A 15,086-nucleotide genomic window follows, 5' to 3' on the forward strand; every position below is an offset into this window, starting at 1 on the left:
AAATTATTTTATCAGATCAACACTATTGTAAGATGCTTGCAGATATATATTTTCTAGGTTTGGGGTTTGGAGGCTTTTCACAACTGCATCTGGACTCATATTGATTTTGTAATAGTTATAGCTATTGTTAGAAAGTTCACTAATTTCTTTTGGTGACATAGTAAGAGCTTTAGCAATTAAAATTTCAAGAGATTTAAGACTTGAGTAGATCAAAGCATTCTTCAAATGAATCAATTCTGGCACTAACAATTTCGCATATTCTTGATGAATTATTGGGATGCATCCGCATGACAAGGCTTCTACAAGATTATGACACAAAGGCATTTTCGTGCCCGGTAAAGCGAGGAAAAAATGAAATTCACTTAAATAGTATCTCCATTCTTGATTGGGAATTTTCATTTTCTGAGCATCTAAAATAAGTACTTTAGAATCGTCATCTTTATTTTCAATAAAATCATCTAATTCATTTTTAGTATTGATTTTATTATAATAAATATTATTACTTAAAAATTCTCTCGTTTCAAGTCGGTTTGACATTTTAAATAATTCCTGATCAAATTGACTGTAGTCTTCATCTTTAAAATTACCCGAGAAGAAGATTGATTTTTTACGTGTTTTTAAAGTAGATTCTAAATTATTCCAATACCCTCTATGATAAAAAAGTGGATGCATAGACATGGGGACGAAGAATACGTTTTCAGAATCTGGGACAGGGTTATTTCTTTTGAGATGAAAATAATCTGCACTAAGTAATTGATCTGTTAAAACGATTTTTATTTGATGAGTTTTTGGGATTCTTTTGAAGTGTATTAGGTTTTCCTTAAATATAAGATTGAAGTAATTTGAAGGGTGTTGATTTTTATTAAAATACTTTTTGCGATAATCTGTAAGGGTAAAATCAGGCCAATAAATAGTATACCCACATATATCGAAAAACTTAATAAAATTATAAAAGTATCTATTATAAATGCTGGGATCACTTAGTTCTATTACAAGCAACTTATCTGATTTAACTTCAGTAACTTTTGATTTTTTAGTTAATTTCTTAAACTCAAAAAATGCAGTTTTAAAGTTTGCGAGTTTACGATAGTGTTTTTTTATTTTTTTCATAAGCCTGAAGTCTGGAAACTCAAGTTAGTTTAAGAGCAAATTACTGTTAAATTCAATTATAAATAAATCGATCAGTTTAAAATAAACCTTATTTTGACGCTTATTTCTATAGTAATTCCGGTTTTTAATAGAGCTCGTTTAATCGAAAAGACTTTAAACTCAGTAAGGGGTCAAACTTTAGCAAATTGGGAGTGTATTATAGTTGATGATGTTTCTACAGATGAAACAAGAACAATTACAAGCAGTTTAATTAAAGGTGATAACCGTTTTAAACTCTTAGTGCGTTCTCAAAATTATAAGTCTGGAGGAAATGGAGCGCGTAATATGGGATTGAAACATGCACAAGGGACACATATAATCTTTTTCGACTCGGACGACCTACTACACTCAAAAGCTTTAAAAGAACGCTTAGAAGATGTTATAGCAAATCCCGATTGTGATTGTTATTTATATAAGACGCAACTGTTTAAAAAGGAACCTGAAGATTTGCAGTTCATTTGGAATACTCAAAACCCCGATGAAAGCATTGAAGATTTGACACGACGTTTTATTGAGCAGGATATGCCTTGGCATACAAATGGAGCCTTATGGACTAGAACTTTTTTAGATAAAATAGGCGGTTGGGATGAAGATTTAAAAGTCTGGCAAGATTGGGAATTTCATATTCGCGCACTTACCCAAAATCCTAAACTTTATTGTGATACAGAGAAGCCAGATAATTATTATCGTATAAATAACTTTAATAGTATCGCTTCCTCTCATAACTCAGAATCTTATATACATAATGTGAGTCTGGCGTTAAAGAAAGTCGAAATTTTACTCTGGGATAAATTAAAAAAAGAGGAGTCTTTGAGGCTTAGTTACAACTATTTGATCGTTCGTAATTTAATACAATATCCCTTGTTTCATGGTATGCGCACTTTACCTTTCAAAATGGTATTTACTGTGAATTATAGATCCTTAAGCTTTATCAGGTATCTGTCAAAATCTATTTTTATCTGGTTTTTCTCGTTCTATAAAATGCGGCATTTAGCTAAAAAAATTACTTATTTTGATCGTCTAAAAACAAAATCAACACATTTAAAGATTTCACTAGAAACAACTTATGAGCACTAAGGTTTCTATCATTATAGCTACATACAATCGTTATGAATATATTATCGATACTTTACGCTCTATACAAAATCAAACATTTGAAAATTGGGAGTGTATTATCATAGATGATGGATCAACCGATACTACTGAGAAATTAGTGTGTGATTTTTTAAAATCTGATTCGCGTTTCAGTTATGAAATTCGACCAGCTCATATTCAAAAAGGAGCTAATGCCTGTCGCAATTACGGTTATAAAAGGTCTTGTGGAGATCTTATTAAGTTTTTTGATAGCGATGATCTTATGTTACTAAACCATCTAGAGGTTTTAGTTTCTGAAATTGAAGAAAATAACCTGGACTTTGCCGTTGGTGATTGTAGAAACTTTGATGAAAATAGTTTGTTAGAACGCCCTTATGAGATAGACCGCACAAATGCCGTTATGACCCCCCATCGCTTTGCTCTTTTTAATGTCGCCTGGATTACAAATGATTTACTTGTAAGGCGGGAATTTGCAGATCAATTACAGTTTGCAGAGGGGATACGTGATCAGGCGAGCGAATATCAATATAATATTAAACTACTGTATCTCACTACAAACGGTAGCCTAGTAAATCAAATTTTGGCACATAGGAGGATACATAATGACGGTTTTGTTGTTAAAGCTCTTAAAAGACCAATTTGGTTTGATCAAATGAATGCAGAGTTGAAATTGACCACAATGTTATATCTAAAAGATATAGCTCCTGTTGAGAAACTAAAGTGGTTTTTATCGGGTCATATTCAGCTTAATTTTAAGTTGGCTTGCAAGCGTGTTTGGCCAGAAGCTCTCTTAATAACAACTTCTAAACTCATCAAGTATCACGGATTATTAAAAGGATTACTGTATCCTGCTGCTATCATATTCGGCTATTTTATTGGAAGGGGTTATAATATTATAAAGTTTATACGGCAGTCTGATGGTCTATAAGGAGGGGATGCATTTAATTCCTGTTAATGGGTTATGCAACCGTTTGCGTGCAATAGCTTCTGCGTATGTAATAACAAAGGATAATAATACCCAGCTTAATGTATACTGGGAAAAGAACGATGATGTTGGATGCAGTTATTCAGACCTATTTGATCCTATTCCGTTTTTTAATATTGAGGAATTGACAAAGCAACCATATGTATATCGAGAGGGCTATAAATTAAATTTATATTTGCCAGATTTCTTGAGAAGAATTTTTGGTCAGCGCATTTGGTCAGCACACAAGGCAGAAGAAAATCTTAATAAAAACTTTGATTTCAAAATATTTTTTAGATCAAATAGCTGGGTGTGGATCAGCAGTTATAACATACTTTCAAAAAAAATACCTGCGGACTATAGTATTTTTAAACCTAATAGTTCAGTAACTCTTAAATTAAATGAGCAGTTAAAACTTTTTAGTAGCTCAACTATTGGGATTCATATAAGAAGGACAGATAATACAGCTTCTATAAAAAAAAGTCCTTTAAAAAAATTTGAAGAAAGAATACGAAATGAAATTGAAAAAGATCCAAACGTTTCATTTTTTTTGGCGACAGACGATAAGTTCGTTATAGAAAAATTTAGAGCTCAATTTGGAAATAGAATTTTAACTCAAGGAACTGTATTAAATAGGAATAGTTTAGCGGGTATGGTAGAATCAGCTGTAGACCTCTTTTGCTTATCAAATACTAAAAAAATAATTGGTAGTTACTGGAGTTCATTTTCTACTGTTGCAAGTAAGCTAGGCAATATACCTCTTGAAGTAATCATCGTAGATTAGTCATAGTCTAAAACCGACTTTTATAAAATTTAGAAATTGGAGTACATTTCAATAATAATTCCTTATTACAACGCAGGCGATTATATAGGGCGAGCCTTAAAATTTGCAAAATCTCAAAAGGATATATGTTCTGAAATAATAGTAATTGATGATGGTTCGAATGACCATAATAGTAATTTGTTAAAGGCGTATTCAAAAGAAATAGATCTTTTGATTGTTCAGAGAAATAAAGGTCAAGGAGCAGCAAGAAACCGAGGCATATCAAAATCAAAATATGATTATATACTCAATTGGGATGCAGATGATTATTTTGAAAGCGATTTTTGTAAAAAGGCAATCCAAGTGATCAAAAATGATAATAATGTCAAGTTGGTCACTTCCATAGGCAATAGAACAGACGGGAAAAAGTATAGTGAGAGGATTATACCTGCTGGAGGAACACTAAATAATTTTTTGTTTGATAACCAGGCCTTTGGAAGTGTATTGTTTAGAAAATTAGACTGGAGAACAGTTGATGGATATGATGAGGCTCCAGAACTAAGAGGTTTTGAAGACTGGGAGTTTTATATACGTTTACTTAAAGAGGGTGGGATTGCATATGTACTACATGAATGCCTATTCACCTATTTTAGACATTCAGAATCTACTACTTCAAAAATAAAAGATACGCGATATGACAAAAGATTGTACATCTACAAAAAGCATCAAGAACTTTATAAATCAAACTTCTCCTCTTTAATGGAAGACACGTTTAAAAGACTCGAAGGTGAGCGTAAAAGCAGGTCAAAAATAATTGAAGGAATTGATTTTAGAGTTGGTCGTTTTATTTTAAAGCCTATACGTTTAATTAAGAGTTTATTTAATTGAATAATAAAAATAATACTTTTGTTTCAGCGATTATCCCGGCTTATAATGCAGTAAATCATTTAACTAGGGCAATAGATTCTTTATTAAACCAAAGTAAACCTTTATTAGAGATTATAATTGTTGACGATGGTTCAACGGATACAACCTTGCAAATAGCAAAAGAGTATGAGTCTAAGTATAAAATTATAAGAATCATTAGTCAAGAGAATTTAGGGGTTTCTGCGGCTCGAAATGTTGCTATAAGAGAGTCTAAAGGTTTTTACATTTTAATGCTGGATTCTGATGATCTTTTCGCAGAAACCTTTGTAGAAAAAGCTATTCAACTAATAGAAATTGAAGGGTATGATGCGATTACTTGTGGAATAAATAAAATTGTAGGAAACAAAACTTTGTTTAAATGGATTCCTGACCAAAGTAAGATGAATAAAACCAATGTGCTTTTTGAGAATATTGCACCGGCTTGTTGTCTTTTTAAAAGAAATGTTTTTTATGAAATAGGGTTTTATGATGAGAGCCTCAGAACAGGTTTTGAGGATTGGGATTTTAATATCCGATTTATATTTTCAGATTACCAATATGGAGTCATTGATGAGTATTTGTTCTCCTACTTTAAAACAGAAAATTCAAGAAGTGTTTTAGCCAATTTGCATGAAAAAGAGATAAGAAAGTTATTGATAAAAAAATATAAAACGCATTATTCTAATTACCTAGAAGAATTTTCTGATTACGCTATTGAGCAAAAATCTAAGATTTTTTTAGAAGTTCAAAAGACGAAAAATAGTAAAGAATATCGTCTGGGTAAAGCTGCTTTGAGGCCGATAAGGTTTTTAAGAAAGATAATCTGTACAATGATCAGTAAATGAAAGAATCACAACCTCTCATTTCTGTTCTTCTACCAGTCTACAATGCTGCAAATTTCATTGCAGAAAGTATGCAAAGTATTCTCAATCAAACGCTAGATGATTTTGAACTTTTAATAATAGATGATTGCTCCACAGATAGTACGCAAAAAGTAATTGAGAGTTTTGAAGACTCACGTATTTTTCTTTATCGAAAGAAAATAAATAGCGGGTATACTGAAAGTTTAAACTGGGGTATTACTAATTCAAGAGGAAAATATATTGCAAGAATGGATGCAGATGACATTAGTCTGCCTACACGTTTTGAAAAACAAATACGTTTTTTGGAAGAAAATCCAGATGTAGCTATTTGCGGCACAGATGCAAAAGTTATTGGGGGTGATTTAAAATTTAATTATCCCTCTTCTAACGAAGAAATTAAGATAAATCTTTTATTTGGCAGTTCTTTAGTTCACCCCACAATTATGGGAAGGCGAGAGATATTCTTAGAATATTCTTATGATACATCAAAAGAACCCGCAGAGGATTATGACTTATTTACGCGTCTCGCAGTTTCAGGGAAGAAAATGGCTAATATTCCTGAGTCTTTACTTGTATATCGTGTACACAGTAATCAGATTTCTCAGGTTCAAAATACTAAGCAAAACAGCAGTGCTCAACAGAGTATGTTGAGAATGTTTAAGAAAATCCCATACGATAAAAATACGTTTAGTGACACTCAGGTTTTAGAAGCTATATGGCCTTCAGGGCAGCATACAACAGATAGATTATTTAAAAGTTTAGAATTTTATAAATGCATATATCACGAGAATGATTTTTATGAACGCGCAAAATTTCAGAAAAGAATAGTGATAAAAAAAATGAATTATTTGAAGTTTCATTTAAATGGTAACCACTTAAAACCAACTGAGAGAATAATCTTATATCTGCATTTTATTAAAATAAGCCCCAGAAGAACATTTAAATATTTTTTAAAATTAAATGAAAAGAATTGAATTAGTTTTAATTAAAACAGTCAACAAATTGCATTATATACGTGCAATTCATGCCATTTCTGAAGTATGTGTTTTACATTTTTCTACTGAAAATGAAAAAAAACTAAAACCTTTGCTTTCTTTTTTTGGAATAGAATACAGTACAGAAACACATACAGGTTTTACCGATGTTTTAGATCTAATTACTGTTGATCACTCAAAGCCATTAACAAAAATAGGTGAGTTAGAAAGGCCATTAATTTTCGCCAATTCCCTAACAAATTTTCTGAAAAATAGTTGGCCTGAAGACAAAAATTTAAAATTTAGTTTTGTAGGTCTTTTTACAAAAGCAAGAAAGATTGTGCTATTAAAATGGATTAAAAACCTTGATAGTTCAATTATCTACCCTTTTTATCTAAAATACAAGCCAGTTACAATAGCATTAAATTTATGCAATACCTTTACTAAGAAAAAGAGTCTGTTTTATATAAGTGCTTCTAAAAGAGGACGTGAGTTTCCTTCAAAATCTTTCGATTTAAATTATTTCAAAATTTTATTGAGATCAAAATTTGTTCTCTGCCCATCCGGTGATTTTGTGTGGACTTATCGATTTTATGAAAGTATTTTGTGCGGGGCGATTCCTGTTATTGAAGAATACTGTGAAGTATATGAAGGATATATATTCAAGTATTTTAACGATGATATTAACTCATTTCAATGGTCAGAAGAAATAGCCCTTTATAATTATAAACTATGCGTAAGTCAAATAACTGTTTCTCAGGAGGAATTATCTAACTTATTACTAAAAAATACAGGTTGTAATTTTTAAAGTATAAATGATGGTTCACTTATATTGGTGGAGAAGCAGTACCAGTAATTTTAAAAATTTTGGGGATGAAGTAGGGCCCTATATATTGATAAAGCTTTTTAAAGCAAAAGTAAATTGGGTAGTTCATCCTTCAATGAGAAGATACAAGTATTTTATTACACATTATCTAAGTGCTGGTAGTATTATTTCTGAAGCCAAAATGAATTCGGTAGTATGGGGTAGTGGAATTATGTTTGAAAATCAGGAAGTAAAAGATGCAAATTTTATTGCTGTCAGAGGGCCATTCACGAAGAGTCGACTGGAGTCTTTAGGATATTCAGTTCCTAATATTTTGGGAGATCCAGCACTATTACTTCCGCTTTGTTATAACCCTGTGTGTCAAAATGGTTTTGAGATTGGAGTAATACCGCACTATGTTGATTACGAAAGAGTTAATAAGGCTTTTTGTTATTCAAGTCAGGTTAAGGTAATTAACTTAAAAACAGATCAGATTGAAGAAGTTATTCGTCAGATAAAACAGTGTAGGCTAATACTAAGCTCTTCTCTACATGGGCTCATTGTGCCAAATGCGTATGGTATAACTGCGATTTGGGTAAAATTTTCAGATCACTTGGGAGGTGACGGTATCAAGTTTAAGGATTATCTAGCCACCGTTGGACTTGGTGATCAGACATATATCGATCTTCGAAATAGTAAGTTGGAATTAAACGAATTGACCAGCATAGTCAAACAGAGTCAAGATTTATGGAGACCAAATATGGATGACGTAAAAAAATGTCAGGATGACTTGCTTCAAGCTGCACCTTGGTCAAAACCTTTCGCGTCCCAGGTGTTTTTTAATATAAAACACAAGATAAGGTTCATATATAAACTGATTAAGACTTATTTCTGATGAAGGAGACAGTTTATATAGTAATAGCAGCTTTCAATAGAGAAAGTTTGATAAAGGAAACTTTACAAAGTATTAGCAATCAAACCTATTCTTATTTTAAATGTATAGTTGTTGATGATAATTCTACAGATTCGACAGCAGAAATTGTTAAATATTTTGCAGATAGTGATATGAGGTTTAAGTACTACCTCAAACCACCTTCTTATGAACAGGGATTGCCGCAAACACGAAATTATGGCCTGGATATCGTTGAAAGCTACAATCCAAAATATGTTCAATTTTTTGACGATGATGATATAATGCATCCTCAAAAGTTAGAATTACAAATGAATGCTTTTAATCTTAATGATGAAGTAGCGCTTGTAAATTGTCAGTATAGCGGTTTCAGAGAGGTATCAAAAATTGATTTTGATAAAATAGATGATGAGATAAACGTAAGAACTGAAAACCCAGCAAAGGATTTCCTTTTTAAAAAAATTAAATTCCATTCTTGTGGGCCCATTTTTAAATGGGATTTAATCAAGAAGATGAGATTTGATCGAGAGCTTAAATTTTTTGCTGAAGAAGAAGAATTCTATTTGAGAATGCTTTTCAAAGAAAATCCTGCTTATGATGCAATTCACAGACCCTTGTTCTATTACAGGCACCATTCTAAAAGTGTGACTGGGAATAACGATAACAGAATACAAAAAATAGGGACAACATTTATATTAGATCAAAAAATGTGGGATTTCTTTAGCGAGAATAATTTAGTAGATCGGGAATTAATAGCATATTACACGAAAAGATTCAGCATTGATTTTTATAATAAAGCCTATTTAAAAAAAATAGATACCTATCTAAAAATAGCACCATCATATAGTGTGTTTTATAAAGCAAAAATTAGGATACTCCTGAAACTTTATTCTTTTTTAAGAAAAGTATTTTTTAAAATACTTCAATAACTAGTTGTTTCTATTTAAACATCTAACTATATAAAGCTTCTAAACATGAAAATTTTTGATAGAATTTTATTTTCTACAAAAAAAGAATTAGCTCTTTTTAAAAAGTATATTCTTTTAAAAAGGAAAACCAAGAGGTTAGGGAGTAATGAAAAAACCGTTTTTATAAACATTTATAATCCAGATGATTATAAATTTTATCTATACAACTTTATTAAGTTTTTCTTAATTGAAGGTTATGTAGTTTACATACCTAATAGTTTATTTAATTTCAGAAAATTTAATAAACATATTTCTAATGTGTTTATAGAAAATTCAGTTGTATTGAAAAGTTTTCCTAAAGCAAATTTAGTATTTGATGATGGCAATTTAAGTGTTGATTATTTTAATGCTACAGCCAGGTTGCAGAATAAAGGCTATTTTATTCCTATGTCTTCACATCCTCAAATGTATCAACAGAATCATTGGGATCGAAAATTAAATACCGAAAAATTATATACGAAAGCTATTTTGGTGGGGAACTTTAATGCTGATTATTATTCCCAAATAAACAGTACAAAATTTGATAGTATTCCCAGACATATTATTTACAACTATCTTTTAGAAAAGAAAATAGCTAAGACACTTAGTATTTCAAAAAATGTACTTAATGTTGGTCATGAAGTATTAAATTTTCCTTGTGTTTTTGTAGATAGAACAAAGAATGAAATACCTCAAAAGCATTTAAGAAATTTTTTAAATAAATTCTATTTTTTTTTGGCAGCACCAGGAGTATTAATGCCTTTCTCGCATAATATCATTGAGGCAATGTCAGTAGGATCGATTCCTATTTTACAAAGAAATTATGCCAATCTATTTATGCCTGCTCTTTCACATAGAGTTAATTGCTTAATTTTTGATGATTTAAATCAATTAGGCAATTTACTTTTAGAAATCGAATTTTTAGAACTTACGCCTATAAAACAAATGTCTAGAAATACCCAAAACTACTACAATCAGTTCCTAAGCCCTTCTGCTGTGGTTGAGCGTATTAAACTGGAATATAAAAATAAGAATACTTTTTACCTTTTGGGGGAGCTAAATAGTATTGAAAAAATGTCTTAAAGCAATAAAGGCAAACTTTTTAATTGGTTACTAATATGCGCAGAGGTTCAAATCCTGAAAAACTAAAAGGGAACACTTTAAAAAAATACTATCATCGAATTATAGTTATAATTCATATTCCAAATCAAGAGGAAGATTATTATAAAGATCAATTGCCTGTTTTGCAGAAATGTTTAGATGGGTTATTTGCTACAATTAATAGGTCAACATCTGTGGTGACAATAATTGATAATAATTCCTGCCAAGAGGTTAAAAATCTTTTGGATTCATATCAAAATAAAATTGAAAAATTAGTAAGATTAAGAGAGAATTTAGGTAAGGTCGCACCTATTCTTAACGAGGTAAGAGGCATTTTTGAACCCTTTGTTACGCTTATGGATTCTGATGTATTATTATTTAAAGGCTGGGAAAAAGCGGTTATTAATATATTCCAGAAATATAAATATGCAGGTGTTGTAGCACCACTGCCTTGTCCAAATCTGGCATTTTATAACAATTCAGCAGTATTTGTTAAGAATTTTCTTTTTGGAAGATTGGGGTACGATAAAGTCGTTGACGATAAAGACTGTAAACTTTACCTAAAAGGTTTTAATAGTGATTATCTATTAAATAGAGCAAACAGGCAATATGACTGGAAAGAAAAAAGTTATTTTTTCAAGAATGATTCGTCTGTTATTATTGGAGCAGGTCACTTCGTAGCAACTTACAGAACTAAACTATTTCATAAATATAACAATCAGCCTGAATATAAATTCAAAGGAGGTTATGAAGATGAATTTCTTGATAAGATAAGCGATAAACAAGGTTTTTATAGGTTATCTACAGCAAAAACTTATGCTTATCATATGGGAAATGTACTAGACAATTTTATAACTAACACTTTCAGTAGGTCAAATGATGACTATGTTGACGTTGAAGTATTAAAGCAGGCAAGTAGTTTTTCAGTTAAAAATAATTTTCATCCCTATAAGCTTGTAGATTTTCTATTTAGGGTTGTGAAAAAGGTGTATAAACTTTAGCTCAAATATGATTTTAATTGTTGTAGACTCAATTGATCCAGAAGATAGTAGTGGTTCTAAGGTTAATGTAGCGTTTATATCAAATCTCAAAAAAGCGGGTTATGAAGTAAAGGTTTTAACCTTAAATAAAGCTCATTATAAAAATCTTCAATTAGGAGAACTACTTGTAGAACCAATAAAAAACTTAAATTATTTTTTAAGTAGGGTACAGCGTGTATTTCAGCGTTATGTGAAAATTGATCTCTCCCTAGTTTTAGAGAATAGATTTGGTTTTTCATTTACATTTTTCAATGAATGTCAATCTCTTCAAAAAGAACTTGAACAACTAGATACAAATTTTTTTGAATTAATAATTACGCTGAGTAAAGGAGAAAGTTTTAGGCCTCATTACGCTGTCCTTCATTCACTTAAGTGGCATACTAAATGGCTTGCATACATTCACGACCCCTATCCTTTTCAAAACTATCCTGAGCCTTATAGATTTGTACCTAAAGGCGCGGTGCAAAAACATCGTTTTTTTAAAAAGCTAGCCGTCACCTGTCGTTTTGCAGGTTTCCCGTCTCAATATCTTGCAGATCATATGGCAAATTTTTACGGTGACTTTTTAACCAAACAAGTTATTATCCCACATCAATATGATTCATCTTTCAGGATTGGAGCGTTACCATCTTTTTTTAATAAAGAAATGTTCAACCTTGTTCACGCGGGTAACCTTATTGCAGGCAGATCACCTGAAGGTTTGCTAAAAGGTTTCGAGGGGTTTCTGAAAATAAATCCTGAAGCTAGGGGTAAGGCTTTTTTACACCTCATCGGGCCTTCTGGAAGCTACTCAGATTTGTTTGAAGACTTTTTAGAGATTGAGGAGTTTTTGCCTAGACCTTCATTATCATACGCTGAAGCCTTAGCACTTCAAACCCACGCAACTGTTAATCTAATCATAGAGGCTAGTGACTCTGCATATAGTCCATTTTTACCAGCGAAGATGGCGCATTTGGTCCATGCAGATAAACCAATTTTTACCCTGAGTCCAGATGTAAGTGAAGTAAGGAGATTACTGGGTGTAGAATATAGCTGGCAATGCAGAGCAGATGATAGTGAGCAGATTACTCACATTATTTCTAACTTATATAATCAATGGAAAGAGATTGGTCATAATATGTCATTAAACAGACAGGATCTCCAAAATTATTTTTCAACATTTCACTTGGATGAAAAAATTCAATTTCTAAGAAATGAAGTCTGATTTTTTTAAAAATATTACACTTGTTATTACAACTTATAATAGAAAAGTTGCTTTATGCGAAACATTGAATAAACTTAAGGGCATAATACCCTTTAAACAAATTATAATCTGTAATGATGCTTCAACAGATTTATCCTATTATGGATTGTATAAGCACTTTTCTGAAATCCGATGGATTACAAACACTTCAAATGAGGGGTTGATTTCAAGTAGGAATCGGTTGATGAATTTAGTAAAAACTGAATATATTATATCATTAGATGATGATGCTCATTTTTTAACTCCAGAAGCTTTGTTAAATGCGATAAATTTTATGGAAGAAAATGATGATTGCGGGGTTCTGGCATTTAGATTATTTTGGGGTCTAAATAAACCTAAAACCACTATATCTAGATTCAAAGTAAAAAGAGTGCGCAATTATGTAGGCTGTGGTCATTTATATAGAACTGAAGTCTGGAAGAATGTTGTAGTCCAATATCCTGATTGGTATCAATTTTATGGCGAGGAGGACTATGCTTCATTAAAATTATTTAAAGCTGGATGGCATATTTATTACTTTCCGCAAGTTCTTATTCATCATAGGGTGTCGTTGAAAAAACGTAAACGACAAAAAGAATCTCAAAGCAGAACTAGACGTTCACTACACGCAGCGTGGAGTAATTATTTGATATTCTATCCTAGAACTATTGCTTACCAGCGTATTTTATATTCTTTGAAAGAACAAATTCGCTTAAAGTTATTAAAAGGAGATTTGAAACTCATCAAGTATTTGAGCTTGGCAATTTTAGATCTGATTCAATTTACTCCTAAAAGGCAAAGGCTAAATTTTAGATTAGATAATGATCAACTTAGAAATTATTTAAATTTACCTCAAGCCCCAATTTACTGGAAACCCAAAAAGGTTAAAAGCATTGATAGATAAAAATAGTATAGTTCTGCTAACAACAGTTTCTAATTTTGATCTTTACAATAAGACCAAATACTCCCATCAAAAAGGAATAAAAAAAGTTGTAATTGATGGTCAAGACGGCATGTATGGTATTGAAAGTTTGTACTATTCATTTAAAAAGTTAAGGAATAGAAATATAAAATGGTTGATTCTCGCAGATGAAGATGTTATATTTTTAGATAATTTGGCAATTTTTGATATAATAGAAAAGCTTCAAGACACTGGAGCTATTGCTGCGGGAGTTAGGGATGGAGGAACAATACCAAATAGAATTCATAACCCTTACGTTCCTAATATGTTTTTTTGTGTGCTTAATTTCGAGAAAATCGTACAGGTATATAATAAAAAAGAAATTAAAAAAAATGAATTTATTAGTAAGGATGAGTTTATTGAAGATTTATCAGGATTAAAGGAACCTTTCAAAACTGAAAGTTTATTTGAACCCTATTATAAATTTTTTCTTTGGTTAAAACGGAAAGGTGAACACTATTTGTTTTTGAACGCAGAACTGTATGATTCTAAAAATGATGAATTAACCACGCTTGTCAAATCATTAAATGGAAAGCCGATGCTTATTCATACCTGGTTTGCCCGATCGTATGGCTGGAATAAATATCAAACAAAGCGCATAGATAGCTTACTTCAAATATTCAATTCTAAAATTGTACCGGAGGAAAGTGAATCAGTTTCAATTATTAAAGATCCCTACTTTAAATATCAGAATAAAATCAAGAAATTTTTTTTAAAGCTAAAAATGAAATCATTTATAAAGTAATGGCTCATAATTTAGTGTCAATCATTATCCCCGTGTTTAACCGCGCTTCCTTTTTGGAGGCCACGCTTAACTCAGTAAAAGCCCAGAATTATCAAAACTGGGAATGTATAGTTGTTGATGATCACAGCACGGACGATTCCTGGAAAATTTTGAATACCTATCAACATGAAGATTCCCGATTTAAAGTCTTCAAAAGACCAGATGCCAGACCCAAAGGCGCAAATGCTTGTCGTAATTTTGGTTTTGAACAAGCCAGCGGTATGTATGTAAATTGGTTCGATTCAGACGATCTGATGAAACCTACATTTCTTCAAAGTAAAATTGATAAACACGCAGGAGGTAATTTTGATCTTGTTTTGTCTAAAACAATTATTTCTACTTTGGGGTCAAATGAATATGTAAATGAGCATCGTACAAAGTTGAGTTCAAATTTACTTGAGGATTTCCTGACTCGGAAAATTACTTGGTACCTTCCAGATCCCATGTTTAAGAAATCCTTTTTGATAGGTCATATATTATTTGATGAGAATCTTCTTGGGGGCAGGATCGTGATTTTTTCAGAAAAATAGTATTAGCCGACCCCAAAATAGCCGTTGTAGAAGATTATTCTAGAGTTTATGTGCTTCATAACGATAGTATAT

At 31.4% G+C, this 15,086-nt stretch carries 16 protein-coding genes; 15 read left to right on the forward strand and 1 reads right to left on the reverse strand.

The annotated features are described in order from the left end of the window. Positions 1–3: 3 nt before the first annotated feature. Positions 4–1,110 (reverse strand): hypothetical protein, encoded by a 1,107-nt coding sequence (locus P164_RS17925; RefSeq protein WP_028377698.1) that lies wholly within the window; start codon positions 1,108–1,110, stop codon positions 4–6. A 93-nt stretch (positions 1,111–1,203) separates the two neighbouring features. On the opposite strand from P164_RS17925, the gene P164_RS17930 reads away from it, so the two are divergent. The 15 genes from P164_RS17930 to P164_RS18000 are packed head-to-tail and all read left to right on the forward strand — an operon-like array spanning position 1,204 to position 15,014. Beyond that, positions 1,204–2,226, forward strand: coding sequence for a glycosyltransferase family 2 protein (locus P164_RS17930; RefSeq protein WP_028377699.1), 1,023 nt, complete (start codon positions 1,204–1,206; stop codon positions 2,224–2,226). Further along, positions 2,216–3,172: a glycosyltransferase family 2 protein gene (locus P164_RS17935; RefSeq protein WP_035899976.1), complete on the forward strand. Its 957-nt coding sequence runs from the start codon at positions 2,216–2,218 to the stop codon at positions 3,170–3,172. The genes P164_RS17930 and P164_RS17935 overlap by 11 nt, the downstream gene beginning before the upstream one ends. A gap of 7 nt (positions 3,173–3,179) precedes the next feature. Continuing rightward, positions 3,180–3,992: a hypothetical protein gene (locus tag P164_RS17940; protein ID WP_125411797.1), complete on the forward strand. Its 813-nt coding sequence runs from the start codon at positions 3,180–3,182 to the stop codon at positions 3,990–3,992. A gap of 36 nt (positions 3,993–4,028) precedes the next feature. Then, the gene (locus tag P164_RS17945; protein ID WP_028377700.1) at positions 4,029–4,859 is read left to right on the forward strand and encodes a glycosyltransferase family 2 protein; all 831 of its coding nucleotides are present in this window, start codon (positions 4,029–4,031) and stop codon (positions 4,857–4,859) included. Further along, positions 4,856–5,722, forward strand: coding sequence for a glycosyltransferase (locus tag P164_RS17950; RefSeq protein ID WP_051621398.1), 867 nt, complete (start codon positions 4,856–4,858; stop codon positions 5,720–5,722). The genes P164_RS17945 and P164_RS17950 overlap by 4 nt, the downstream gene beginning before the upstream one ends. Then, positions 5,719–6,714 carry a glycosyltransferase family 2 protein gene (locus P164_RS17955; RefSeq protein ID WP_051621399.1) on the forward strand — a complete coding sequence of 332 codons (996 nt, stop codon included), beginning with the start codon at positions 5,719–5,721 and terminating at the stop codon, positions 6,712–6,714. Before P164_RS17950 ends, P164_RS17955 begins: the two co-directional genes overlap by 4 nt. Beyond that, complete coding sequence (locus P164_RS17960) at positions 6,701–7,522, forward strand: hypothetical protein (protein ID WP_028377701.1); 822 nt, start codon at positions 6,701–6,703, stop codon at positions 7,520–7,522. Before P164_RS17955 ends, P164_RS17960 begins: the two co-directional genes overlap by 14 nt. Before the next feature lie 7 nt (positions 7,523–7,529). Continuing rightward, positions 7,530–8,414: a polysaccharide pyruvyl transferase family protein gene (locus tag P164_RS17965; protein WP_051621400.1), complete on the forward strand. Its 885-nt coding sequence runs from the start codon at positions 7,530–7,532 to the stop codon at positions 8,412–8,414. Continuing rightward, complete coding sequence (locus P164_RS17970) at positions 8,414–9,358, forward strand: glycosyltransferase family 2 protein (RefSeq protein WP_028377702.1); 945 nt, start codon at positions 8,414–8,416, stop codon at positions 9,356–9,358. Before P164_RS17965 ends, P164_RS17970 begins: the two co-directional genes overlap by 1 nt. A 45-nt stretch (positions 9,359–9,403) precedes the next feature. Beyond that, positions 9,404–10,459: a hypothetical protein gene (locus P164_RS17975; RefSeq protein WP_028377703.1), complete on the forward strand. Its 1,056-nt coding sequence runs from the start codon at positions 9,404–9,406 to the stop codon at positions 10,457–10,459. 35 nt (positions 10,460–10,494) lie between these two features. Further along, complete coding sequence (locus tag P164_RS17980) at positions 10,495–11,478, forward strand: glycosyltransferase family 2 protein (RefSeq protein ID WP_028377704.1); 984 nt, start codon at positions 10,495–10,497, stop codon at positions 11,476–11,478. A 7-nt stretch (positions 11,479–11,485) separates the two neighbouring features. Further along, on the forward strand, positions 11,486–12,721 hold the full coding sequence (locus tag P164_RS17985) for an NAD(P)H-dependent oxidoreductase (protein WP_035899978.1): 1,236 nt from the start codon (positions 11,486–11,488) through the stop codon (positions 12,719–12,721). Continuing rightward, positions 12,711–13,643, forward strand: a complete 933-nt coding sequence (locus tag P164_RS17990; RefSeq protein WP_028377706.1) for a glycosyltransferase — start codon at positions 12,711–12,713, stop codon at positions 13,641–13,643. Before P164_RS17985 ends, P164_RS17990 begins: the two co-directional genes overlap by 11 nt. Next, positions 13,633–14,445: a hypothetical protein gene (locus P164_RS17995; protein WP_028377707.1), complete on the forward strand. Its 813-nt coding sequence runs from the start codon at positions 13,633–13,635 to the stop codon at positions 14,443–14,445. The genes P164_RS17990 and P164_RS17995 overlap by 11 nt, the downstream gene beginning before the upstream one ends. Continuing rightward, complete coding sequence (locus P164_RS18000) at positions 14,445–15,014, forward strand: glycosyltransferase family 2 protein (protein WP_028377708.1); 570 nt, start codon at positions 14,445–14,447, stop codon at positions 15,012–15,014. Before P164_RS17995 ends, P164_RS18000 begins: the two co-directional genes overlap by 1 nt. The last annotated feature ends 72 nt before the right edge of the window (positions 15,015–15,086 follow it).

It is taken from the genome of Leeuwenhoekiella sp. MAR_2009_132, from assembly GCF_000687915.1.
In the GTDB taxonomy this organism is placed as follows: Bacteria; Bacteroidota; Bacteroidia; order Flavobacteriales; family Flavobacteriaceae; genus Leeuwenhoekiella.